Raw genomic sequence first — 21,826 nt, 5'->3', positions numbered from 1 at the left:
GATGGATCTTAACGAAAAATACCCTTAATATAAGGCTCTGTTAAAGCTCAATGTTGTTTTTACACCTGTTGATTGTAGGGGAAGGCGCGAAGACTCATGCGGGCGCAGCTGGACAGGTGAGACCTAGGTGAAATGATTCACGTGAGGAATCATTTGCACCCCACAGGAGCAAAGCGACGAGGAGGCTCAGCGCCAGCCCCAAGGAAGAATTGCTTATGAAAAAGACGGCAGTTGGTTTTTTAATATTCTTCCAGCGGAAAGCGAAGCGCCTGGAACGAAAATCAACAGTCTTGTTTAACAGAGCCAATATAAAAGAAAAACGAGAGCTTGGATTAACCAAGCCCCCCAATTATTCTCCAAAGAATCCTTCATAAATCCTGGAGACGTCTTCCCTGAGTTTCTCAACCTGGACGATTCTTGCCTCTCTTAAATACTCTCGTCCATCTGCATACAAGACTAAAACGGGTACTGTAAACGCCATAAGGAATCCCGCTATTTCTTCGACCTTCCCGGCATTGACCAGCCCAGTCTCGATTTTAGGGAAATCTTTCAAAACTTCCTCGACCTGAGGAAGCAATCCGTGACAGACACTTCAACCATCGGTCAAGACATAAATAAAACTTAATTCGTTATCATTGATTAAACTTTTTACTTCATCAATTGATGTTAATTCTTTCATTTAATTCAGCTCCTTTCGTTACTGATACCCACTTAAAAATAGAATAGCCACCTGAACTTTTATCATACTAAAAAAAGGGTAATGGGTATAATGATTAGGAAGGAGTGATCGTATGGGAAATTCGTGGCATGAACGTTTTGGTACCGAACAGTATGTATATGGTGAAGAACCAAATCAATTCATAAAAGAACAAGCACACAGATTAGGAAAAGGAAGTAAAATCGTGGCGTTTGCTGAAGGAGAAGGCCGGAATGCGGTTTATCTTGCACTGCAGGGGCATATAGTTACGGCTTATGATTATGCAGAAAATGGTTTGAATAAGACGAATGCATTGGCGGAGCGGCATAAAGTGAAAATCTCAACGGAACTAAAGAATTTAATACATGATGGGGTACCTGCTGAAGAATTCGATGCAGCCTTTATGGTATTTGGTCATTTTAGTAAAGATGATCAAAAAACCGTGATGGATAAATTGATTTCAACTGTCAAGCCGGGGGGCACCATCATGTTCGAGGTATATTCAGAAGACCAGGTCAAATACGGAACAGGCGGACCTAAGACGGTTGAGATGCTTTACGATCCATCTGATGTTTTAGAATGGATTAAAGGCTACAAAGTACTTCATTTCTTTTATGGAGAACAGGAAAGAGTGGAAGGTGAATTGCACACAGGCACCGGTCATGTTATTCAGGTTATCATCAAAAAAATGCAAATTGAACAAAAGTGATTCTTCTTAAAGAGGGGTCACTTTTTTAATTTTTACAAGGATTTTCCAAAAATTTGTCGAATTTATAGTATATAGAAAGAGGAAAGGAAAGAAGCATGAAATTTATCATTAAGAGTGGCTTGTTTTATGAAGCACTATCGAATTTAAGCAGGAGTGTTTTGGCCAATCCTATTCCGCAAATTTTATGCGGCATTAAAGTAGTTGCCCATTCTGAAGGTTTGACTCTTATTGTCAGCAATCATAACTTTTTTCTGAAAAAAGAGCTGTTTGGTAATGAGGGAAACCTTGAAATCATTGAAAAGGGCAGCTTTGTTGCACCTGCTAAATATTTAGCAGAGTTAATTAAAAAATTGCCTGGTGAAATCACGGTGGAAACAGGGGATAATAATAAACTTATTATAAAGGCTGATGAGATAAAGATTCAGCTAAATGGTCTCAATGTTGATGAATACCCATCATTGCCAAAAGTGAATAGCGATGAAACCGTCCAGCTGCAGGCAAACCACCTCCACGAAATGGTTAAACAGACTGTATTCGCAGCTTCAGTAAATGATTCTCGCCAGGTCCTTACAGGGATATCGATTTCGTTCCTGAACAACAAACTAAGATGTGCAGCCACAAATTCTCATCGATTGTCAATGAGTGAACTTGATTTTGAATCCCCTATTGCCGGTTCATACATAATTCCACTGAATTCAATAAGGGAATTCATAAGATTTTTCAATGATAGTACCGTTACAATCCATGTATCAGAAAATTACTTTGTCTTCGAGTCACAAGATTTATCCTTGTACTCAAGATTAATTGAGGGGAACTATCCTGACCTTTCAAGCATTATCCCATCAGAATCAAAAACATCAATGATCCTTTCTACCAGGAAGTTATTGAATGCTATTGACCGTGCCAGCCTGTTTACTCGCGACACAAGCAGAAACAAGGTGAAATTGAGTGTTTCGGAAGGGAGACTAATGGTTGCTTCCTATTCTTCAGATTTAGGGGGAACAGAGGAGACTATCCCTATCAGGGAACTCGAAGGAAATCCGGAGATTTTGATTTCATTGAATAATAGTTTTCTAATTGATGCTCTTAAATCAATTTCCGACGAAGAAATTGTGATGAGTTTCTCTGGGTCCATGAGACCAGTTGTAATTAAGCCAAACAGCGATAAACAACATTTGCAGATGATATCTCCAGTGATGGGATAAGGGAATTAAAGGAGGAAAATGATGAAAGAAAGTATATACAGCTATGATGATTTATTGGAGATGCTTGATCAGCTTTTGAGTGAGGAAAGGCAATTCAATTGGGACGTTTTTTATTCCGACAGAGACAGAGGAGTCCCTTTTTTTAAAAACTACCCTGATGAGAATCTGGCAGAGTATGTGGAAACAAGGAAATTAACTACTGGTAAAGTCCTGGAGTTGGGATGCGGTCCAGGAAGAAATGCTATTTATTTAGCTGGAAAAGGTTTTTCTGTGGATGCGGTGGATCAATCTGAAGAGGGGGTGAACTGGGGAAAAGAAAGGGCGCTTGATGAAAATGTGAAAGTGAACTTTCTAAAGCAAAATATTTTTGAATTGGATATAGAAGAGGGTTCATACGATCTAGTCTATGACTCAGGGTGCTTTCATCATATCCCTCCACACCGGAGAATGGATTATATTGACCTAGTAACTCGTGCTTTAAAGCCCGGAGGCCATTTCGCCCTTACCTGCTTTGTTGTGGGTGGAAAACTTGGCGGGTCGGACATTTCTGATTGGGAAGTGTACAGAGGGAGAAGCATGAAAGGCGGATTAGGTTTTACATTTGAAAAACTAACTAGAATCTTCAGGGATTTTGAAGTAGTGGAAATCAGGGAAATGAATGACAGGTCACCTGAAGAAGGCCTTTTTGGAACAAGTGAACTGTTGGCTGGATTATTTAAAAAGGCAGTTTCGTAAAGATTGTTGTTAAAATCTTAAAGCCGATTTTAACGTGCTATAAGCAATTTTGAAGTTCGTTTTTAAGTGTGCAAGCTCTTTTCTCAGATTAAGCTTGAATATTATAAAGAAAACTAGGTCATTCAATCCAAATTAGTAGTCAATAGCAAGAAAGTTTGAGAAAAGGGCCTTTAAAAAATAGCATGGAGTGAAACCATTGGAATATATTGCTGAGCTAAGAAAGTTGGTTGGCCATCGGCCACTGATTTTACCCGGGGCAGTTGTCATGATTTTTAATGAGAAAGATGAATTGCTTCTGCAGCTTCGGAGTGATGGTGGCTGGGGCCTGCCAGGTGGATTGATGGAGTTAGGGGAGAGTCTTGAGGAAACAGCAAGAAGGGAAGTAAAGGAAGAAACAGGGCTTATTATAGGCGACCTCAATCTCGAAGGCGTGTACTCAGGCGCTGACTTCTATTTAAAAGTGGCGAACGGAGACGAACTTTATTCTGTCACAACTGTTTATTCAACAAGGGAATATAAAGGGATTTTGGAAAAAGATGAACATGAATCAGTCGATCTTAAGTTCTTTCATTTGTACTTTTTGCCGAAAGATTTGCAGTCAGGTTATTTAAAATATATTCAAGGTTATCTTGATAAAAGTAATGAACCTTAATAGAACGGCAACAGGGATAAATAAACAGAAAAAACTAGATGGATGAAGAGGGGTGTTTGAAACGTGGCTAACAATCAATGGGAAGATTTTTATTGTTATGAGGTGCTTTCTGGCAAAACGGTTGTAAAGACCATCAAAGAAACGGAACATAGTCTCGCCTTTTACCATACCCGCCCTTATTATGAAGTACATATCATTGTCATTCCAAAAAAACATATACATTCTTTCTTGACTGTTACAGCCGAAGAAAAGGATTTATTGGAGGATGTGCTCCAGGTTGTCAGGGAAGTAGCAGTGAGGCTTGAAAAAGAATATGGAGCCTGTACCATTTCTACCAATGCAGGTAACTATCAAAGCAATAAACATATGCATTGGCATGTTCATTTTGGTGCAAGAGTAAGGGACGAAAAAGGACGGCTGCTTAATGGCATCACCTCAGAATAATGGTTTTGAATTGATTGAGTGCATAAGAATGAGTGAACGGGAAATAGAACATGTTCATCCACTGGCTGGGTCTTTTGCGATTGTTGAAAAGGAGGGGGAATATCTTCTGGGATACAACAGCTTGAGACAGCAATGGGAGTTGCCGGCTGGCAAAAGAGAAGAAAATGAAACACCATTGGAGTGTGCAAAAAGGGAATTGGTTGAAGAAACGGGACAGATTGTAGAAAGTATGCAATTAATCGGGGTAGCCAGGGTAAAAAATCACGTGACAAAGGCTGATAAGTTCAATCCTCTATACTTCTCTACGATCTATTCACTTATGCCTTTTATTCAAAACGAGGAGACTTCTGAAATAAAACTATGGGATTTAAAAGAAGATATCCAAATTGACCAGGTAGATTTGGGAATAATACGATTTATAGTTTCGTTCAGATTGGAGTTAGAGGATGAAAACCAAATTTAATCTTGACCAGGTCCTGTTCACAGGTTTTTTTGCTGCTACCATTCTGACGTTCGCCCGCGGATACGTATGGGAGAACAGAATATACTTTGGTATTATTGCCTTCATAGTCTATCTTTTAATAGCTTTTATTTCACAAAAACTCTTTAGAGATTGATTGAAAAAAGGACCTAGTCAAAAGTCCTTTTTTTATATTATCGTTGAAGTCTCGCTTTAATTACTATACTTTCGTGCATTTAAAAATAACGGTCGTCGGAACGGCCTTAACTTTCTCCCAGTTATACCACCTGTTAGAATCTCTGGACAATAGTTCTTCGGAAACCCTGATTTCCTCGATTATTTTTTCGATCTTAAAGCCAGCTTCGACTAGTGAATTGAGATAGGTGCTGATTTTATGCTGCTGCATGATGGCGGGATGGTTCCATGCTTCATGGTCATAGGGTCCTTCCTCATGATAAGACTTTGTGAGTAAAAGTCCATGCTCAGTATTTCGCACCCGGCTAAACAGAGGATGTTCCCAACTGAAAATAAACGCTCCGCCCGGCTTTAAATATTGATTGATGTTAATCAGCGTCTGTTCCAGATTGGTTGTCCAGCCTAAAGCAAAAATGGAGTATACAATATCAAAGTGGCTTTCGGGAATTCCAGGGTTCACTTCCATAGGAGATTGAAACAATTTGACATTCGTTCCTTTTAATAATTCTGTGGCTGCCTGAATTTGTGAGCTGGAAAGATCGAGGCCCCACAGCTCATCGGCCTTTTTTTCTTGCGTGTATTTCAGGGAGTGCCCGCTTCCGCATCCGATATCCAATACTTTTTTATGGTTTAAATCCCCGAATAGGTTCAGTTCCTTTTCGTCAGGAGCAAAGGGACCATATTCCGGCAAAGCCGTTCTCCCAAAAAAGTTTCGGGCCACCTCATCCCAGCTTGTTTTATTGATTGTCAAAGTGTCAGTATTCAAAATCAAAACCTCCATCGCATGATATGACCTTATTCTCCAAAAATCTGCCAAATCCTTCTCGGCGATCCTAAACAATAGAAAGAAACGAAAAAAGAGTTCTTCATATCTGGATGAAGGACTCTCAGTTTTTTACCGTCTCTTGCGGTGTTTAAGAGATTTTACTTCTGATTCCAGCGCAGTCAAACGCTGGTTCCTCTCTACTAACTCGGTTTTCACCTGTTTCAATTCCTCTTTTAAAGCATTCATGCTGGAGGTAAGCTCATCAACCGCCTGCCTGGAAATCTCTGATTTGTTACTTTGCTGCTTCAATGCATTTGAGAGAAGTGATAGAGTAGCAGGGTTGATGATACTTTGTGCTGTTGTCAACAATGATTGAATACTATCTTGGTTGAAAGTGGTTGTTTCAGCTGGTTTTGAATTTATCGGTTTCTCATCGTTTGTTTCTTGTGGCAGCTTTTTAAAAATGGCCTGGGTTAAATTAAGTACCTCATTCAAGGAGGGATCTTTTTTCAAACGGTCAATGTCAATGTCCAGATTTAGGTCATTCTCTTTCATCTTCACCGATCCTTTCGATATTTTGGGTCTCCCCGGCCAATACCGGTATAGCCAGGGAGCCAGTCACAAGGTCCAGGTTCTACATCATTTGAAGAGATTAAGCAACACCATTATCAACAGCAATAACTTCGCCGATGCATCTGTAGAGGACGTCAGCAAGTTCATCCTGGTTCAACAAGATAGCAACGACCAAAGCCAGCGCCAACAAAAGTACCACGATAGCAGTGATTAACATCTCCCCACCCCCTTCCTTTAAAGAAGATAGGTAAGATCCGAACCTTACAACAACATCATATGTAAAATTATCGGACGAGCATCAGCTTGTATCATAGGAATCAAAATAAGGGCTGCCTTTTTTATGCAAAGGACTTTATTTGAAAAATACTAATCTTTCTATTATGGTTGTAATAACTAAAAAAGGAGGGATCGTTTCATTGTCTGACCCAATTGCCTTAACAAAAATAACGGTAATTCAAAAAGATACTCCCAACAAAATTAGAGAAGCCTACATTGATGGTTTCCAGGAACCTTTGTTGTTCGGTGTACACGGCGGTGTAAAACAATTCTACGGTGTCAATCCTAAAGTGGAATACCCTTCAACCCTGGATCACATCGTTGCTGCTGCAGGGGGCTGACTGGTCGGCACCCTATCAGGCGCGCTGGAGGCGCGTAAAATACCGACTTCACCCGATAAAGTAAAGGCACAGGTACAAGGTACAATTGAAGCACCTGAAGGAGTATTGAAAATAACGAAAATCAGTTGTCACTATATACTTAAGATTCCAACTGGCAAAAGGGAAGCAGCCGAAAGGGCGTTGAATGTTTTCGAAAGAGGATGTCCGGTTGCACAAACATTAAAAGGCTGTATACAATTCGAACATACATGGGAAATAGAAGAAGATTAAAAAATGGGCCGTTATCTTAACAAGGTAACGGCCCATTTTATTTTATAATGGAAAAAAGAGGAGAAAAAGTGTCACATTATTGAATTTTCTTCGACCTATCGTATAGATAAAGGAAATGAGGTGGGCAACAATTAGCGATAACTTAAAAGAACAAAAAGTAATGGAATGGTATGAATTGTATTATAAAGATCTTTACCGTTTTATCTATTATATGCTGGGTGATCGCCAATCCTGTGAGGACCTCGTTCATGATACATTTCTGCGTGCTTATACGTCCTTCGAGAAATTTGAAAAGAGGGCGAGTGTGAAGACCTGGCTTTTTAGTATTGCAAAGCACCTCGTATTCGATGAAATACGCAGGCGGAAAAGAAGAAGGAGTATCACGTTATTTTCTGAGGGGAAAGACATTGCATCACCTTTAAATATCGAAAAATATATAGAAAACCGAGATACGGTAGAAAGGAGCCTTAAAGCAATTCAACAGCTTAAACCTGACCACCGGCTTGTGATCACGCTGAAAAAAATCGAGGATTGTTCCACTAAAGAAATTGTCGAAATCCTAGGCTGGTCTGAATCAAAAATAAGGAAAACACTATCCAGGGGACTTGCGGAACTAAGGAAAAAGGACATAGCGGAAGGAGGCGGACACAATGAACCAATTTTCTGATGAACAATGGGAATTGCTGAAAAAGCTGACACCAGGTGAATGCGAAAGGGATAGAATGAGGTTGAAAATAAGGTCATCCATTCGAACTATTAAAGCACAAAAAAAGAAGGAAAGAACATTCGATTTGAAAAACGTTGTATTTACGTCGCTATTTCTGCTTTTATCTGCTGGCTTGTTGTTTCAAGTTCAAAATTATGATCAACATGAAGACAGATCAGGTCAATCACATGCTGTAAATGAGTTCAGTCTGAAATGGGATTTAGAAACTATATATAGTGAAAGAAGTCCAGATGGTTATGAATTTTACAAAAAAGGAGAATCTGAAAAGGTTGGTTTTGCCGAATTCGTGAATGACCGTAAAAAGAAGGAAATCATCAGTTCCAAAGCGATGAATGTTGAAAAAGAACTGCAGAATTTTCCCTATCCTACAACATTATATATCGAACATGTAAAAATGATGGATGTCAGCCTCCGTTACCACTTTTTTGTGGAAGCGGGCAAGAATATTTTATATTTCAGCTTTGATTATCCAAAGCTTGAATATGCTGAAATATTTCAGATTATTGGGTCACTTGATCTTAAAAATCCAGCCCCTTATCAACACGAACAGCTGCTATATGTTGTGCATGGCTATGGGAAGCTCCCTTATCCAGTAGGGTTACGGCCGGCAGAAATCGATGGGGGCACAGAAAAATATACTTGGGACCGAGGTACCGATCAAAACATGAAAGATTATCTTGATAAGATCCAGGCAACAGGTGTTTGGAAGCATACTGGAGGTGAGGGACCATCCTATATTTTTGAATCTGCTGATGGGATGGAAATAGTTGAGATAACAAAAGATGAGAAAGAACTTACCTACCAATATTCATATCCTGACAGAGAGGAACAAAAATGAAAGCGGGTTAAAAGAGGATTTTCCTTTATTATCAACGAATAATTAAAATAAAAAATTCAGTTTCAAAAAGGGGAATCCTTGTGATCGATTTGGTACGTGTGAAACAGGAGGATGAAGCAGTCCTTCAGAATCTGATTCAATTCTATATCTACGAGTTTACGTTGTTTCAGGAAATCAGGCTTGAGGAGAACGGAAGTTACGCACCGTTTGATTTGAAACCATATTGGACTGATATGAATCTTCATGCTTTCTTCATCATACATGAAGGTGAATATGCTGGGTTTGCCATGGTTGAAAGCGGGGAACCCAATGTCATCCTCGAATTTTTTATCCTTAGGAAATTTTACAGAAGAGGGTTCGGCAGAATTGTCGCTACCAGGCTGTTTGATCAATTTCCTGGCGGATGGAGTGTCATCCAGGTCGAGAAAAACGAACCAGCGAGAAGTTTTTGGCGGAAGGTAATAGGAGATTATACAGGTGGAAATTATATTGAAACCTTTGATGATAACAATTGTTCAACCCAGGAATTTGATACAGTTTTGGCTGTGAAAAAATGATTGCAATCGATCATAGTTGTTGTTTATAACGGTAAAAATATCTAATCGATGAGAAAGAGAGTAGTTATCCTTTTTTGAGTTAGCGAGCCGGGGACGGTGAAAGCCTGGTGCAAATAGGGTAATGAAGCGCACTTTTGAGATGCCTTCCTGAAAACCATTAGGGATGGCCGGAATGAACTCCGTTATCAATGAAAGCAGGTTCCTTTCAGGAACAATTAGAGTGGTACCGCGGGATAAAACTCTCGTCTCTTTTTAGAGGCGGGGGTTTTTTATTTTTTAAAGGGAGGTCTACAATGAAATACCGTAAAAAATATTCTGGATTACTCGCTCAAGAACTAAAAGGAATACTATCTGATGAGAATATTGACCGTTTGATCGAAAAACCAAAATTTCTGAAACACGGAGATTTGGCCTTTCCTTGCTTCCAGATGGCAAAAGCCCTGAGAAAGTCACCTGTGGAAATTGCCAAAGACATTAGCCAAAAATTACAGTCCAAAAATGAATCTGACTTTGATCGTTTTGAAGCAATTGGCGGGTATGTGAATGCTTTTTTGGATAAATCAAAAGCAGCAGCTTATATCCTCAATGAAATTACAGAAAAGAAAAACCATTACGGGGACTATAATCGAGGACGTCAACATACGGTGACAATTGATCTTTCCTCCCCTAATATTGCCAAACCTTTTTCTATGGGGCATCTACGTTCTACCGTTATAGGAAATTCTCTTTCACTAATTTATGAAAAATGTGGATTCAAGACGTTTAAAATAAACCATCTTGGAGACTGGGGGACTCAGTTTGGCAAACTAATTACGGCCTATAAGCTTTGGGGCAGTGAACAGAAAGTGAAAGAGAGTCCGATAAAGGAGCTTCTGGCCCTTTATATAAAGTTTCATGAAGCCGCAGAAACCAATCCTGAACTCGAGCAGGAAGGCCGAAATTGGTTCAGGCGTCTTGAAAACGGAGATGTAGAGGCACTCGGATTGTGGAAATGGTTCAAGGAAGAATCATTGAAAGAGTTCAAGAAGGTTTATGAGCTGCTGGGGATTGAATTTGATTCATATGCTGGAGAAGCATTCTATAATGATAAAATGGAGCCTATTGTTGAAATGCTAAGGAACAAAGAGCTTCTTGACGAATCAGATGGGGCTCTGGTCGTTCAATTGGAAGATATCGGCCTGCCACCCTGCCTGATTAAAAAATCAGACGGTGCCACATTGTATGCGACCCGGGATTTGGCCGCGGCCAAGTATCGATATGATCAGCATTCTTTTATTACATCTTTATACGTTGTGGGAAATGAGCAAAGTCTTCATTTTAAACAGTTAAAAGCGGTTCTTGCAAAAATGGATTTTGAATGGGCGGATGGAATCATCCATGTTCCTTTTGGAATGATGCTGAAAGATGGCAAGAAAATGTCAACGCGCAAAGGGAAAGTTGTTTTACTGGAGGATGTCCTTAAAGACTCGATTGAGCTGGCTAAAAAGAATATCGAGGAAAAAAATCCTTTACTCCCGAATCAGCAAGAAACAGCTGCTATGGTGGGTACAGGAGCAATCATTTTTCATGACCTGAAGAATTTTAGAATGAATGATATTGATTTTTCCTTGGAGGAAATGTTGAGGGTCGAAGGAGAATCAGCTCCATATGTACAATATACAAATGCCCGGGCTAAAACCATTTTAAGAAAGGCAGCAAGTCCAGTAACTGGTGTGGAAATCAAGCTTGAAGGTGCGGCTGAATGGCCAGTTGTCACAGAGCTTATGGATTTCCCTGAAACTGTCATAAGAGCCTGCCACAATAATGATCCATCTCAAATCGCAAAATATGTATTGAATCTCGCCCAGGCTTTCAATAGATATTATGGAGAGGTAAGGATCCTGAAAGAAAATGAGGAGAAAGATGCACGGCTGGCTTTGGTGAATGCAGTCAGCATCGTTCTCGAAGAAGGCCTGAGACTTTTGGGAATCAAGGCTCCAGAGGAAATGTAAGAAGAGCTCCTGGTTCTGCCAGGAGCCCCGCTTCATTTTAATGCAATGATTGTTGTTATATATATTGATGATCAATGATGCTCATTGTATTTGGTGAATATTTCACCGGCAGTATCACTGTACTTGATCTCTACATCTGTCTCATTAAAGAACCAGGTGTCATTTGACTCTACATAAAAGGTAATACCGTCAATTATCTGCTGTTCGGCGGCAATGGCAGGAGTTTCTAGCGAAAATGCCAGGCTATAGCCCTTATTCTTGTCGCCAAACCCGGCATATTGAGGATAAAGGCGGATGTGAAACGGTTTTGGTGTGTCGAATTCTCTTTCAAACCATTTAAATGCTTCTTGATCAATCTTGATTGTCATCTTTGCACCATCCTTTCGTTAACTTTATTGTAAAACTTGGTTGGTGGTGTTTTCCGTGCTTTATGTCACAGAAAAAAGGAAGTCATAAAAGTGTCAATATTGATCAAATAAGAATGTTGTGTTGCTATTCGACTCTCTTTAATGTTGTGGCTTGGGATTAGAACAGCATTCCAAATAAAAATAGCTCCTTTATCAGGAGCTATCGGCATTAGATTGGCGATTTCGTTTTGCGCATTGTCTCGGGGATATAGACACAGAATGGCTCGCTGCCCATGTAGTCTCCTGTGACCGCATAGGTTCTTGAACGGGAACCCCCGCAGACATAGCGGAATTCGCAAACACCGCATTTTCCTTTGTATTGATCAGGATTACGCAGGTCCTTAAAGATTTGGGAATCGCGGTAAATGTCCGCTAAAGGCTTATCCCGAACGTTTCCGCCAACTAAAGGAAGCAATCCGGATGGCATCACATCTCCCGTATGCGAAATGAAAACAAAGCCGTTGCCATCATTGACCCCTTTTGGAGCACGTTTCAGGCCATCGATGACAGAAGCCATATCTTTCGTTAATGTGTCTTCATACCGGATTTCATCCTTGTTAACGCTATGTTCCCTGGTTTTTTGTTGGAAAACAACCCGGCGGTAATGCTGGGCTGCCGTCGTTTTAATATCATATGGAGCAGTCTTGCTTAATTCATACAGCCAACGGAAAACTTTTTCATGTTCTGCAGGTGTCAAACAGGCATCCAGCTGGCCTCGGCCTGTAGGAACCAAAAGGAATATGTACCACATCACAACTTTAAGTTCTTTCATCAGTTCAGCCATTTGTTCAAGGTACTCATAATTATACCGTGAAATGACCGTGTTAAGCTGCAAAGGCATTTTTAATTCATTTAGGTATTTAACTTTTTCGATTGTCAGATTGAATGAACCGGGAGTTCCACGAAAATGATCATGGATTTCAGGAGTGGGACCATCCAAGCTGAAAGCCCATCTTGAAAGTCCAGCTTCCTTGGCTCTTTCCATTTTTTCTTTTGTAACATTATCTGTAGCGCTTGGTGTCATTGACACGCGCATGCCTTTCTTCACCGCATATTCAGCAAGTTCAAAAAGATCCTCTCGCATCATACAGTCTCCGCCTGTAAACACAAGCATTGGGTTACCCATCTCATAAATGTGATCGATCAGCTTCAGTCCTTCCTCCGGGCTTAATTCCATTGGGTCAGGCCTGTTTTGTGCATCAGCCCGGCAATGGATACATTTTAACTGACAAGCCCTTGTCACTTCCCAAATAACAATATAAGGATTCATGTTGAAATCAATTGCACCCGGATGGCTGCCAGTGGAATGAGCATGTCCAATTCCATGCACTTTCATCACCAACTTTTCATTATTTATTCATTCATTATAGTTTAGCCGGGAGAGTTTGCATGTAAGGAATGTTACACAATAATGACAAATGGTTTTTGAATATGAAGTACATTAAACAATCAGACACGCGAAATACTGGAAATATGAAACTTACTTCCCAGCGGAACCGTCTAAATAATAAGATGTGATATTTTTGATTTTTTGAAAGGAGGAGTTTGGTGAAAACAATATTTTGGGGAATCTCGGCTTTATTATTGTTCGCCATTATCATCGGCTGGAATACATATAAAAGCTATAAACCAACTCCTCCTGAATTAGAAATGACTGTAGACAGTCAAAAGGTGGAGGTAAAAGCTACGACCTACTCCTTGAGAAAATGGGGGAGGGCAACAGCGGCAGATTCCAATACCGATCCTGCTGTATTTGTAAGAGAATTTCCTCCCATTATGGTCAATCGCAATGACAGCATCAACATGCAATTTGAGCATTCACCAATTTCTGTTACTTGCTATTTATGGGATATGAATACAGGAGGACTCGCATATAAAAGCCTGGATGGATTACCATTAAATCTTGCCCAAGCAAAAGTCTCTTCGGGAGATTATGCAATGGAAATCCGGGCCAAATGGGAAGTTGGCTACGCACTTTACAACATCAGGATACAAGTGAATGAAGATTAATCCTAAAATCATAACGGCCGCAATGGCTTTTTTTTTTGGATATAATGGTTTCAATTGGGAAATCGGAAAAAGATAAAAGCAGGGAATATTTCAAGGGAATGTAGCAATAATAAAACAGTACCATATTTATTTCAGAAAGCAGGGGATACGATGACAGTTGGTGCTCAGGTAAAACAAACATTGGCGGGTTTGAAAAGTGCCCAGGCTAGTTTGGAAACTTTTGCGCTCGGGACAGAAAATCAGCAGGCAAAGCAGCTTTACCAAACTGCTGCACAGCAGACACAAGCGGTTATTGACAGTCTTCAGCCTCGTCTGCAAGAAATTGAACAAGAGGAACCACAATATAATCAGTAGGCTGGACAGGGAGGGCAGGGCAACCCGCCCTCTTCTACATTATAGAGGTGATGATAAATGACAGTAGGTTCAAATGTGAATCAAGTTTTATCAACGATAAAAGGGATAGAAGCGCAACTGTCTGCAATGGCATTAAACTCAACGATTCCAGAAGCAAGCAGGGTTTTCCATGAAACCATGCTGGTCATCACGGAAATCAAAACAGATTTAGAAGAACGAAAAATCAAGGTGGAAATTGAAGAGCCCCAATATAAAAGCTAGAAGGTGAAGCAATGAATGATTACACACATATTTTCGTCTCATCTATATTGTTTGCAATCACATTGTACGCAATCACAAAGATAGGCGGAAAAAAACAGCTTTCAGAGTTGTCTTTTTTTGAATATATATCAGGCATAACAATCGGGAGTATTGCGGGCGAAGTTATCATGGGACTGGATGGTAATTTTTTTCATGGTGTTTTAGCGATTATGGTATTTGGTGCATTTACATATTTCCATGACCTTATTGGAATTAAGAGCAAAAAGTTCCGTGATATATTCGAGGGAAAAGCAACAGTTTTAATTAAAGACGGGAAAGTCCTTGAAGAAAATCTTAAGAAAGAAAAATATACGATCGATGAATTGAATTCTTTATTGCGTCAGAAGAATGTATTTAAAACAGCAGATGTTGAATTCGCAGTTCTTGAACCAAAAGGAGACTTAAGTGTCCTTTTAAAAAAAGAATTACAACCTTTAACCGCTAAAGATTTGAATCTGACAGTAGCTCCAGAGAAAGAACCCTATACTGTAATCATGGACGGGAATATTCTGAACGATTCGTTAACTTCGGCGGGCAAGAACAGAGGGTGGCTGGATATAGAATTAGCAAACTTAGGTGTAACGCTTGATAATGTCTTTTTGGGACAGGTGGATTCATTCGGAAAGCTTACCATTGATACTTATGATGATCAGTTTGAGATTCCTTCTCCACAGCCAAGGAAGCTATTGCTCGCTATGATGAATAAATGCCAGGCAGATTTAGAATTATTTGCTCTCGGAACAGAGTCTTCTATAGTAAAACAAATGTATAGTAAAAACGCTGAAAAGTTGCAGCAGGCTATACACAAATTGAAACCCTACCTTAATGAGTAAACTGACTTCACTGTAAAACTTTTACCGGTATATTGAATGACCAGAACCTAATACTAAAGGGTGGAGGGGATATTTCCCCTCTAATTCATAAAGGGGTGCTGCCGATGAATAGATCCGCTTGGATGTCTGCGTTAATGAATTCGAATATACCTCAAAATCTGATGAAGATGTTCGGGTATAAACGCAAGAAATCTCGCTCCATGACGTATTCAGTAATGGGTGTTGTAGCAAGTGCTGCTGCTGCATTTGCTTTCCGTAATCGAATGGGAAATGGAATGAGGCAGCTTTTTCAGAATACAAACACGGGGAATTCACTAAATCGGGCCATTTCTCCGGGTTTAACGGAATTCGCAAAAGAAATTACTTCAGGCATGACTGATTCCAAAACAACAAATACTAATTCCGGTTATCATGCTTCAAGTTCCACTAACCCGGAAAGCAGCCAGTTAATCAGTCAAATTGCCTCAGCCGCTAAGCAGGAAGGAAACAGCCAGCAGGTTGACCAGGCTGCTGAACAGTTGATTAAACGAAATCTCTAACATGAAATGAAATAAAGTAAAGCCCACTGTGTGATTCTACAGTGGGCTTTACTCATTGCTAAACGATGAATTGTAATGAGAAAATTTCACCTTATTGACATGTTATTAGTTCTTTGTTCCCTTGTAATACAATCTTATAGGAACTGTTACATAGAGTAATTAAATTACAAAACAGTTAAGCTTATATTGCATTTTTGTTACAAATAATACAATACCAGTGGAAAAAACAGGCTGTTATCCCTGATATTTAAAGGATTAGTAGTATTTCTGGAAATAAAACCGAATATTTCACAGAGGAAAACATTTCCTTTGAAACCAAAATTTATAGATTCAAAACTAGTTTGGGAAACTCTACTATTAATTTGTAATCGAAATCAAAGGGAGTTGCTCAACATGAAAAAACAAATTCTGACGGTGGCTGCAACAGCCGGATTTTTATTTACATCGTTCAATGGTTCTGCAAGTGCTCATGAAAAATTACACACAGTTCAATCTGGTGATTCTTTATGGAAGCTTTCTAACACATATAATGTTGCAATTAAAGATATACAAAAATGGAATAACCTATCAAGTTCTATAATCTATGTAAATCAAAAACTTTCAGTCCTGGCTCCTCATAGTCACTCAACCACTGCTGCAACAAGCACGACTGTCGATGGTTATATCGTGAAGTCCGGCGATACTTTATGGGGAATTTCAAAATTATACGGAATGTCTATCAGTGGACTAAAATCACTGAATGGACTAACTTCTGATGTCATTTTTCCTGGCCAAAAATTGAAGGTTTCAGGATCTGCGGCTGCACCAGCTTCTGTTGCACCTGCAAGTACATCAAGCACATACACAGTCCGTAGCGGTGATAATTTATCATCTATTGCAACTCGCCATAATGTATCGCTCTCGCAGTTGATGTCTATTAATAATCTTAAATCTGACCTTATTTTCCCTGGGCAGGTATTAAAATTATCAGGGGCGGCTGCAACTATTGTTGCTACAAAGGTCTCCACAGCATCTGCACCTGTAGTTGCATCATATAACTCAACTTCACAGGTGAATTCATTGATTGCTGAAGCAAAAAAATACATTGGAGTTCCATATGTTTGGGCTGGCAGCACTCCATCTGGATTTGACTGTTCTGGTTATCTGAACTATGTCTATAATAAGGCGGGAATCTCCATTCCAAGAACAGTGGCCTCCATTTGGGATGCGACCAAGTCTGTTTCTTCACCACGTGTAGGGGACCTAGTATTCTTTGAAACATATAAAGCCGGTCCATCCCATGCTGGTATTTATCTCGGCAATGGCCAATTTATTCATGCAGGATCTTCCAGAGGAGTCGAAATCAGTGATATGAATAACTCTTACTGGAAACCTCGTTATCTTGGTGCAAAAACTGCTTTTTAACACATACCCGTTTTTTTGTGATTGAAACCTCCTTTTTGGGAGGTTTTTTAATTTTTTTATTCTTATTGGTCAAACCGCATTTAGTCATATAAATACTGCTTTTAATTTGTAATGCACTTATTACATAGCGTATAATCCAATTAAATTCTTCTTTGTAAATGCAAAAGTGGATTTCTGGTGAGTTTAATGATTTGGAGGCAAATAAAGTGAGGATTCCTATATTAAAATTAAAAGACTACCTGCTGGTTTCTGTACAAGTGGAATTGGATGACCAGACCGTACTGACGTTCCAGGAGGACTTGTTGAATAAAATAAAAGACACAGGAGCCAAAGGTGTTGTGATCGACCTGACTTCTGTAGATATGATTGATTCATTTATTGCAAAGGTTTTGGGTGATGTCATTGTCATGACAAGCTTGATGGGCACAAAAGCGGTCCTGACAGGCATACAGCCAGCGGTCGCCATTACTTTGATCGAGTTGGGCATCACATTGGAAAATGTCCACACTGCTCTGGATCTTGAACAAGGAATTTCGATATTAAGCCATTTGTTAGAGGTTTAGCCATATGACAGAATCGTTTGTAATAAACATAAATAATGAATTTGATATAGTACTTGCCCGACAAAAAGGGAGAGAAGTTTCAAAAGAGCTTCAATTTGGAGGGGTTGATCAGGCAAGGATCACGACTGCGATTTCCGAGCTTGCCAGGAACATATACCTTTATGCAGGCAGCGGCCAGATTACGATACAGGTCTTGAATGAAAATGGCCGAAAAGGAATCCAGATAACTGCGGCGGATAATGGACCAGGAATAAACGACATCAGGATGGTTCTGCAGGATGGTTTTTCGACGTCTGGGGGACTTGGTGCAGGCCTTCCGGGAGTAAAAAGGTTAATGGATAGTTTTGATATTGATTCAATGCCAGGATCTGGTACGAAAATCACCATTACTAAATGGGCAAGGTAAAAGGAGATTGCGATGAAGTTAGAAAAAATTCATCACGTCGCCATTATTTGTGCTGACTATGAAAAATCCAAGGAGTTTTATACAAAGATCCTGGGCTTTAAGGTCATCTCGGAAGTATATAGGGAAGAACGTGAGTCATATAAATTGGATTTAGGTGTAGGTGACTATTTCCAGATTGAATTATTCTCTTTCCCGGAAGTGCCTGCGAGGGCGAGTTATCCAGAATCAGCAGGACTCAGGCATCTAGCTTTTGCTGTGAAGGACCTTTCTGCACATGTTGATTATCTTGCAAGTCAAGGGTTAAAAGTGGAGAAAATCAGGATTGACCCTCTGACTGAAAAACGATTTACATTCTTTGCCGATCCCGATGGATTGCCTATTGAACTGTATGAAGAGTAAAATACTGTCTCGAATTTTATTCCCCTTCTTCCACAAGGTATTTTTAAAATGCCATCTCCTTTTGTACATCCCCAGTTTATGAAAAACTAAAAAAGTACTTTAAATCAGCAATTTGAAAAAAGCCATTAAAGAAGGAGGTTCAGTCCTTGTAAACTGAACCTCCTTTTCGATTGTATAAATCTAATTAAGACCCATCAATGCTTGTTTGAATTCGAGTAAGCTACTGATTTGTGTGAATATTTAGGAGTAAAACAACCACTGTTCTTTAACTTGCTTTCTTGCCATCTCCATGATTTCTTCTTCGGATGTATCACGATCGGCAATAACATTCGTTAAATAATTTTTCCCCTGAAAGTCTACAGTTACTGTTATTTCTCTCATAAAACATTTTCCTTTCTAAATGTAGTGCAAATTGATAGATTACCTCTGTGTTATTTTTAATTACCATATAAACAGGGGAAGTAAACATAGTTCATATATAAATCCCCTTGAAGAACTTGATATCATATAAAATTTCAAAAAGGCCATGAAAGTGATGGCAGTTATGAAATGGATAATTCCCTTTCAAGATCTGGCAACAATCACAAGAGTCGTGTTTGGTCCCTTTTTGTAAGGGAATAGAATATTAACAATAACAAGGAGGGAAATGCCGTGGAAAACTCGCAAAAAAACCAGCAGAGCCTTGTCGAATATGAACGTGAAAAATTAGGTGAAGAAAAAAAGATCGATGAGTTCAAAGATCAAGGCAGGGTTCCCGACCAGCAAAACAGAATGAAGGACAAGGAAAATTTAAGAAAATAAATTGGAAAAACCAAGCCGGCAATGATTTCGGCTTGGTTTTTTTTTCAAATTTAGATGGTATTGTCATTTGGTAGGAAGTCTTTCTGCAGATCATGGGAAGTATCTTCCTTTACGTGGTAATTTCGTTGTGCATCAACAAAAATAGGGATATGTCCATAAATTCCTGCTGTCTCCACTTGGCTTCCTTGTTTTGGAATAATTTTAAGAAATAGTTGTTTCGGAGAAGGGAAATTTTTACTAATATTGAATATATATTATGGAGATATAGAAATAGAAAAGGGGAATAATGATTTGAGCGCACATAACGCTGATCGTGCAGGGAGTCTATTGATTACAGCAGCCGTAATCCTGCTCTTCGCATCTGTACCAATTGGAATCTTTATCGTTTCTTTCGTACATCAATCAATGTATTTGGAAAGGTCATATTGGTTTTTTGACAGCCCGATGTCTTCCTATGTAACAATAGTAGCCGTATTATTGATCATTCCGATCTTTCAGATCATTATCGCTATCTATCTTTTCAGGACAGATGAATCGAGGAAGAGAAATGTTAATGTTTTCATTGCATCTTTAGTAACATTGCTCGTAATGATTTCAGGCATCTACATGAGTCTTGACAATTATTATTATATCGATAAGAATGGATTGCATTATGACGAGCTTTGGAAGCTGGAGAAAAGCTTTTATTCATGGGATGACATAACCGCCATGAAGCAAATAAACAAAAATGATGGCGGGACGCTGACACCTGAAAAATTGGTTTTTACATACGGGATCGAAACCATTGAGTTACCATTGACTCCGAAACTAAGGAATGAAATCGACCCTGTCATTGACTTTGTTGAAAATGTCGAAGGAGTCAAGCTGGTCATGGAGAATATAACCACAGAAAATTAAAAAGGACCTTCCATTCTTTGTAGTGGAAGGTCTTTTACATTATCTCCTGGTGCTTCTAAAAAAATATTGGAAGCCATATGCCAGGATGGCAAAGGAATAAATAGTGCTGAAGAAATATAAAGGTTTGAACCTCTCCAATTGGTAAATATTCAGTTTCTTAAAGAGACTGCTAACCGGGTATGCTAATAAATAATCCATCACTAAATTAATGCCTAAGTATTGCCAGATGCTGCCGTAGGCGAGTCGGAACACCCAAAGATTAGCCACAAAGAAGGGTCCGAGAGTGAAGCTTAAATCATTGAAGATTTTTGACCGTAACCCTCCAGATACTCTCCATAATCTATAGGGATTCGATAAAATCAACAAAATAAATACCAGGCCTGTGACGAATACAGTTACAGGCAAAAATCGTTTAACTTCCCTTCTGGGATAAAGCAACAAAGTAGACCAGGATACTAAAAGCATAATTAACCTGAATATATTATGTACCATATCTGCTCCTTTAAAATTCGGTGTCATTAGGTATAGTTTCTCCAGAATTACAAAATATAATAATGTGCAATTGAAATTTTCTATTTTGTTCTGGAAATATTTATGTTAACTTAAACAACACATGACCTTTGTCCTATTAAGGAGAATTTTGCCATGATAAACGAAGAAGAAAAATTAATCTTTTTAAAAGAACTTGGACGTTTGATCGATGACTATAAAAGATGCTGTGATGATGAATATCAAGAGCAGATTTATGAAGATATCATGCAATTAATTAATGTGATTAATTAGATGTTTATAACTGCTTCCTTTAAGATGAGGTTTACTGGCTATACAAAGCTTTGGTATAAATGTATGATAGAAAGGTAGAAAAACAGAGATTACTGCGCTTTTTGGGAGGTTTAATACAGCTTGGAAACAAATAGGCTGAAAGAGCTCGAGGAAAAAATTCGAGAGTATGAAACAATTATTTCTGAAATGTCCGCGCCAATTATACCTTCTATCGTACCTCAAACGATCCTTGTACCATTAACTGGATTAATTCGAGCGGAGCGGTTCGATAAAATACGTGTAAAGTTGCTTGACTTTTGTCACAATAAAGATATTGAAACAGCAATTATTGATTTGACTGATATCAGTGGTGATAGGGTAGCCGGTCTTTGTCTTGAAGAGATTGGGCGAGAACTGCATGAAATGGCTTCATCTATGTCTTTGATGGGTGTAAGGACTGTATTTGTGGGTCTTAACCCGGGGCTTGTCAAGAAAATGGTACTCGATGGGATTCGATTGGAAGCGCAAACCTTCGCAACTTTTCAATCAGCATTATCTCATTTAATGAAGGAAAAAGGGTTGGAATTCAGAAAAATATCAGACTCAAAAAACCCCGTTATGTAACGGGGTTTTTTGAGTCAGACTGTAGACAAACTCGATGGAAATCGAGCTTGCCTACAGTTTTTTTGGTTTGTGCTGGAATGGGGCTGTTGAT

Annotated in this window: 32 protein-coding genes and 1 other annotated feature; of the genes, 25 read left to right on the top strand and 7 right to left on the bottom strand. The window is 39.2% G+C overall.

What is annotated here, in order from left to right:
- Window positions 1-349: 349 nt before the first annotated feature.
- Complete coding sequence (locus tag FS736_RS17255; RefSeq protein WP_144479549.1) at window positions 350-553, bottom strand: thioredoxin; 204 nt, start codon at window positions 551-553, stop codon at window positions 350-352.
- A 238-nt stretch (window positions 554-791) separates the two neighbouring features.
- Between FS736_RS17255 and FS736_RS17250 the strand changes: the two genes are divergently transcribed.
- The 6 genes from FS736_RS17250 to FS736_RS17225 all read left to right on the top strand — a co-directional run bounded on the left by FS736_RS17250 (window position 792) and on the right by FS736_RS17225 (window position 4,905).
- Window positions 792-1,406 carry a class I SAM-dependent methyltransferase gene (locus FS736_RS17250; protein WP_144479547.1) on the top strand — a complete coding sequence of 205 codons (615 nt, stop codon included), beginning with the start codon at window positions 792-794 and terminating at the stop codon, window positions 1,404-1,406.
- 95 nt (window positions 1,407-1,501) lie between these two features.
- Complete coding sequence (dnaN, locus tag FS736_RS17245) at window positions 1,502-2,611, top strand: DNA polymerase III subunit beta (protein ID WP_144479545.1); 1,110 nt, start codon at window positions 1,502-1,504, stop codon at window positions 2,609-2,611.
- Between the two features lie 21 nt (window positions 2,612-2,632).
- The gene (locus FS736_RS17240) at window positions 2,633-3,346 is read left to right on the top strand and encodes a class I SAM-dependent methyltransferase (RefSeq protein ID WP_144480017.1); all 714 of its coding nucleotides are present in this window, start codon (window positions 2,633-2,635) and stop codon (window positions 3,344-3,346) included.
- A 196-nt stretch (window positions 3,347-3,542) separates the two neighbouring features.
- The gene (locus FS736_RS17235; RefSeq protein WP_251540428.1) at window positions 3,543-3,998 is read left to right on the top strand and encodes an NUDIX hydrolase; all 456 of its coding nucleotides are present in this window, start codon (window positions 3,543-3,545) and stop codon (window positions 3,996-3,998) included.
- 63 nt (window positions 3,999-4,061) lie between these two features.
- The gene (locus tag FS736_RS17230) at window positions 4,062-4,442 is read left to right on the top strand and encodes an HIT family protein (RefSeq protein ID WP_144479543.1); all 381 of its coding nucleotides are present in this window, start codon (window positions 4,062-4,064) and stop codon (window positions 4,440-4,442) included.
- On the top strand, window positions 4,423-4,905 hold the full coding sequence (locus tag FS736_RS17225) for an NUDIX hydrolase (protein ID WP_144479541.1): 483 nt from the start codon (window positions 4,423-4,425) through the stop codon (window positions 4,903-4,905). Before FS736_RS17230 ends, FS736_RS17225 begins: the two co-directional genes overlap by 20 nt.
- A 217-nt stretch (window positions 4,906-5,122) precedes the next feature.
- Here the strand turns inward: FS736_RS17225 and FS736_RS17220 are convergent, their stop codons facing one another.
- From FS736_RS17220 to FS736_RS24395, 3 genes are all read right to left on the bottom strand, one after another.
- A complete protein-coding gene (locus FS736_RS17220) occupies window positions 5,123-5,866 on the bottom strand; it encodes a class I SAM-dependent methyltransferase (RefSeq protein ID WP_395883526.1) in 744 nt (247 codons plus the stop codon).
- 126 nt (window positions 5,867-5,992) lie between these two features.
- Window positions 5,993-6,418 (bottom strand): hypothetical protein, encoded by a 426-nt coding sequence (locus FS736_RS17215; protein ID WP_144479538.1) that lies wholly within the window; start codon window positions 6,416-6,418, stop codon window positions 5,993-5,995.
- A gap of 97 nt (window positions 6,419-6,515) precedes the next feature.
- Window positions 6,516-6,653, bottom strand: a complete 138-nt coding sequence (locus FS736_RS24395) for a hypothetical protein (RefSeq protein ID WP_186326827.1) — start codon at window positions 6,651-6,653, stop codon at window positions 6,516-6,518.
- A gap of 199 nt (window positions 6,654-6,852) precedes the next feature.
- Here FS736_RS24395 and FS736_RS17210 point away from each other — a divergent pair, with 199 nt between their 5' ends.
- The 6 genes from FS736_RS17210 to argS all read left to right on the top strand — a co-directional run bounded on the left by FS736_RS17210 (window position 6,853) and on the right by argS (window position 11,436).
- On the top strand, window positions 6,853-7,053 hold the full coding sequence (locus tag FS736_RS17210) for a hypothetical protein (RefSeq protein WP_186326826.1): 201 nt from the start codon (window positions 6,853-6,855) through the stop codon (window positions 7,051-7,053).
- Window positions 7,054-7,323, top strand: coding sequence for an OsmC family protein (locus FS736_RS17205; protein WP_144479536.1), 270 nt, complete (start codon window positions 7,054-7,056; stop codon window positions 7,321-7,323).
- Window positions 7,324-7,438: 115 nt separating this feature from the next.
- Entirely contained in the window at window positions 7,439-7,990 is a 552-nt protein-coding gene (locus tag FS736_RS17200; protein WP_144479534.1) for an RNA polymerase sigma factor, read from the top strand.
- Complete coding sequence (locus FS736_RS17195) at window positions 7,974-8,888, top strand: hypothetical protein (RefSeq protein ID WP_144479532.1); 915 nt, start codon at window positions 7,974-7,976, stop codon at window positions 8,886-8,888. Before FS736_RS17200 ends, FS736_RS17195 begins: the two co-directional genes overlap by 17 nt.
- An 80-nt stretch (window positions 8,889-8,968) precedes the next feature.
- Window positions 8,969-9,445, top strand: coding sequence for a GNAT family N-acetyltransferase (locus FS736_RS17190; protein WP_144479530.1), 477 nt, complete (start codon window positions 8,969-8,971; stop codon window positions 9,443-9,445).
- A gap of 39 nt (window positions 9,446-9,484) precedes the next feature.
- Window positions 9,485-9,698, top strand: a binding site (T-box leader).
- Window positions 9,699-9,738: 40 nt separating this feature from the next.
- Window positions 9,739-11,436 carry an arginine--tRNA ligase gene (gene argS, locus FS736_RS17185; protein ID WP_144479528.1) on the top strand — a complete coding sequence of 566 codons (1,698 nt, stop codon included), beginning with the start codon at window positions 9,739-9,741 and terminating at the stop codon, window positions 11,434-11,436.
- A 71-nt stretch (window positions 11,437-11,507) separates the two neighbouring features.
- On the opposite strand, the gene FS736_RS17180 is transcribed toward argS, so the two are convergent.
- Window positions 11,508-11,804, bottom strand: coding sequence for a HesB/YadR/YfhF family protein (locus tag FS736_RS17180; protein WP_144479526.1), 297 nt, complete (start codon window positions 11,802-11,804; stop codon window positions 11,508-11,510).
- 208 nt (window positions 11,805-12,012) lie between these two features.
- Entirely contained in the window at window positions 12,013-13,113 is a 1,101-nt protein-coding gene (locus tag FS736_RS17175; protein ID WP_251541225.1) for a TIGR04053 family radical SAM/SPASM domain-containing protein, read from the bottom strand.
- A 278-nt stretch (window positions 13,114-13,391) separates the two neighbouring features.
- On the opposite strand from FS736_RS17175, the gene FS736_RS17170 reads away from it, so the two are divergent.
- The 9 genes from FS736_RS17170 (at window position 13,392) to gloA2 (ending at window position 18,651) form a co-directional block, all read left to right on the top strand.
- The gene (locus tag FS736_RS17170; RefSeq protein ID WP_144479522.1) at window positions 13,392-13,853 is read left to right on the top strand and encodes a hypothetical protein; all 462 of its coding nucleotides are present in this window, start codon (window positions 13,392-13,394) and stop codon (window positions 13,851-13,853) included.
- Between the two features lie 150 nt (window positions 13,854-14,003).
- Window positions 14,004-14,207 (top strand): DUF1657 domain-containing protein, encoded by a 204-nt coding sequence (locus FS736_RS17165; protein WP_144479520.1) that lies wholly within the window; start codon window positions 14,004-14,006, stop codon window positions 14,205-14,207.
- Window positions 14,208-14,264: 57 nt separating this feature from the next.
- Entirely contained in the window at window positions 14,265-14,468 is a 204-nt protein-coding gene (locus FS736_RS17160; RefSeq protein WP_144479518.1) for a DUF1657 domain-containing protein, read from the top strand.
- An 11-nt stretch (window positions 14,469-14,479) separates the two neighbouring features.
- Entirely contained in the window at window positions 14,480-15,340 is an 861-nt protein-coding gene (locus FS736_RS17155; RefSeq protein ID WP_144479516.1) for a DUF421 domain-containing protein, read from the top strand.
- A 104-nt stretch (window positions 15,341-15,444) separates the two neighbouring features.
- Window positions 15,445-15,879 (top strand): hypothetical protein, encoded by a 435-nt coding sequence (locus FS736_RS17150; RefSeq protein ID WP_144479514.1) that lies wholly within the window; start codon window positions 15,445-15,447, stop codon window positions 15,877-15,879.
- A 393-nt stretch (window positions 15,880-16,272) separates the two neighbouring features.
- The gene (locus FS736_RS17145; RefSeq protein ID WP_144479512.1) at window positions 16,273-17,283 is read left to right on the top strand and encodes a C40 family peptidase; all 1,011 of its coding nucleotides are present in this window, start codon (window positions 16,273-16,275) and stop codon (window positions 17,281-17,283) included.
- 158 nt (window positions 17,284-17,441) lie between these two features.
- The gene (locus FS736_RS17140; RefSeq protein ID WP_144479510.1) at window positions 17,442-17,846 is read left to right on the top strand and encodes an STAS domain-containing protein; all 405 of its coding nucleotides are present in this window, start codon (window positions 17,442-17,444) and stop codon (window positions 17,844-17,846) included.
- Between the two features lie 4 nt (window positions 17,847-17,850).
- A complete protein-coding gene (locus tag FS736_RS17135; protein WP_144479508.1) occupies window positions 17,851-18,252 on the top strand; it encodes an anti-sigma regulatory factor in 402 nt (133 codons plus the stop codon).
- Between the two features lie 12 nt (window positions 18,253-18,264).
- The gene (gloA2, locus tag FS736_RS17130; RefSeq protein WP_144479506.1) at window positions 18,265-18,651 is read left to right on the top strand and encodes an SMU1112c/YaeR family gloxylase I-like metalloprotein; all 387 of its coding nucleotides are present in this window, start codon (window positions 18,265-18,267) and stop codon (window positions 18,649-18,651) included.
- A gap of 240 nt (window positions 18,652-18,891) precedes the next feature.
- On the opposite strand, the gene FS736_RS17125 is transcribed toward gloA2, so the two are convergent.
- Complete coding sequence (locus FS736_RS17125; protein ID WP_144479504.1) at window positions 18,892-19,032, bottom strand: BA3454 family stress response protein; 141 nt, start codon at window positions 19,030-19,032, stop codon at window positions 18,892-18,894.
- Window positions 19,033-19,302: 270 nt separating this feature from the next.
- Here FS736_RS17125 and FS736_RS24390 point away from each other — a divergent pair, with 270 nt between their 5' ends.
- The 4 genes from FS736_RS24390 (at window position 19,303) to FS736_RS17115 (ending at window position 21,735) form a co-directional block, all read left to right on the top strand.
- Window positions 19,303-19,452 (top strand): hypothetical protein, encoded by a 150-nt coding sequence (locus FS736_RS24390; RefSeq protein WP_186326825.1) that lies wholly within the window; start codon window positions 19,303-19,305, stop codon window positions 19,450-19,452.
- Window positions 19,453-19,743: 291 nt separating this feature from the next.
- Entirely contained in the window at window positions 19,744-20,349 is a 606-nt protein-coding gene (locus FS736_RS17120) for a hypothetical protein (RefSeq protein ID WP_144479502.1), read from the top strand.
- Window positions 20,350-20,994: 645 nt separating this feature from the next.
- Window positions 20,995-21,132, top strand: coding sequence for a hypothetical protein (locus tag FS736_RS24385; RefSeq protein WP_186326824.1), 138 nt, complete (start codon window positions 20,995-20,997; stop codon window positions 21,130-21,132).
- Window positions 21,133-21,252: 120 nt separating this feature from the next.
- A complete protein-coding gene (locus FS736_RS17115) occupies window positions 21,253-21,735 on the top strand; it encodes an STAS domain-containing protein (RefSeq protein ID WP_144479500.1) in 483 nt (160 codons plus the stop codon).
- The last annotated feature ends 91 nt before the right edge of the window (window positions 21,736-21,826 follow it).

This window comes from Cytobacillus oceanisediminis 2691 (genome assembly GCF_007678455.1).
GTDB classification, from domain to species: Bacteria; Bacillota; Bacilli; order Bacillales; family Cytobacillaceae; genus Mesobacillus; species Mesobacillus oceanisediminis_A.
This window is presented reverse-complemented; position numbering and strand designations above follow the sequence as displayed.

Excerpts from the sequence above, each read along its gene's own strand:
- FS736_RS17250 (WP_144479547.1), top strand. The coding sequence starts at position 792 with ATGGGAAATTCGTGGCATGAACGTTTTGGTACCGAACAGTATGTATAT.
- dnaN (WP_144479545.1), top strand. The coding sequence starts at position 1,502 with ATGAAATTTATCATTAAGAGTGGCTTGTTTTATGAAGCACTATCGAAT.
- FS736_RS17240 (WP_144480017.1), top strand. The coding sequence starts at position 2,633 with ATGAAAGAAAGTATATACAGCTATGATGATTTATTGGAGATGCTTGAT.
- FS736_RS17225 (WP_144479541.1), top strand. The coding sequence starts at position 4,423 with ATGGCATCACCTCAGAATAATGGTTTTGAATTGATTGAGTGCATAAGA.
- FS736_RS17215 (WP_144479538.1), bottom strand. The coding sequence starts at position 6,418 with ATGAAAGAGAATGACCTAAATCTGGACATTGACATTGACCGTTTGAAA.
- FS736_RS24395 (WP_186326827.1), bottom strand. The coding sequence starts at position 6,653 with ATGTTAATCACTGCTATCGTGGTACTTTTGTTGGCGCTGGCTTTGGTC.
- FS736_RS17200 (WP_144479534.1), top strand. The coding sequence starts at position 7,439 with ATGAGGTGGGCAACAATTAGCGATAACTTAAAAGAACAAAAAGTAATG.
- FS736_RS17195 (WP_144479532.1), top strand. The coding sequence starts at position 7,974 with ATGAACCAATTTTCTGATGAACAATGGGAATTGCTGAAAAAGCTGACA.
- argS (WP_144479528.1), top strand. The coding sequence starts at position 9,739 with ATGAAATACCGTAAAAAATATTCTGGATTACTCGCTCAAGAACTAAAA.
- FS736_RS17180 (WP_144479526.1), bottom strand. The coding sequence starts at position 11,804 with ATGACAATCAAGATTGATCAAGAAGCATTTAAATGGTTTGAAAGAGAA.
- FS736_RS17175 (WP_251541225.1), bottom strand. The coding sequence starts at position 13,113 with ATGAATCCTTATATTGTTATTTGGGAAGTGACAAGGGCTTGTCAGTTA.
- FS736_RS17165 (WP_144479520.1), top strand. The coding sequence starts at position 14,004 with ATGACAGTTGGTGCTCAGGTAAAACAAACATTGGCGGGTTTGAAAAGT.
- FS736_RS17160 (WP_144479518.1), top strand. The coding sequence starts at position 14,265 with ATGACAGTAGGTTCAAATGTGAATCAAGTTTTATCAACGATAAAAGGG.
- FS736_RS17155 (WP_144479516.1), top strand. The coding sequence starts at position 14,480 with ATGAATGATTACACACATATTTTCGTCTCATCTATATTGTTTGCAATC.
- FS736_RS17150 (WP_144479514.1), top strand. The coding sequence starts at position 15,445 with ATGAATAGATCCGCTTGGATGTCTGCGTTAATGAATTCGAATATACCT.
- FS736_RS17145 (WP_144479512.1), top strand. The coding sequence starts at position 16,273 with ATGAAAAAACAAATTCTGACGGTGGCTGCAACAGCCGGATTTTTATTT.
- FS736_RS17140 (WP_144479510.1), top strand. The coding sequence starts at position 17,442 with ATGCAAAAGTGGATTTCTGGTGAGTTTAATGATTTGGAGGCAAATAAA.
- FS736_RS17135 (WP_144479508.1), top strand. The coding sequence starts at position 17,851 with ATGACAGAATCGTTTGTAATAAACATAAATAATGAATTTGATATAGTA.
- gloA2 (WP_144479506.1), top strand. The coding sequence starts at position 18,265 with ATGAAGTTAGAAAAAATTCATCACGTCGCCATTATTTGTGCTGACTAT.
- FS736_RS17125 (WP_144479504.1), bottom strand. The coding sequence starts at position 19,032 with ATGAGAGAAATAACAGTAACTGTAGACTTTCAGGGGAAAAATTATTTA.
- FS736_RS24385 (WP_186326824.1), top strand. The coding sequence starts at position 20,995 with ATGATAAACGAAGAAGAAAAATTAATCTTTTTAAAAGAACTTGGACGT.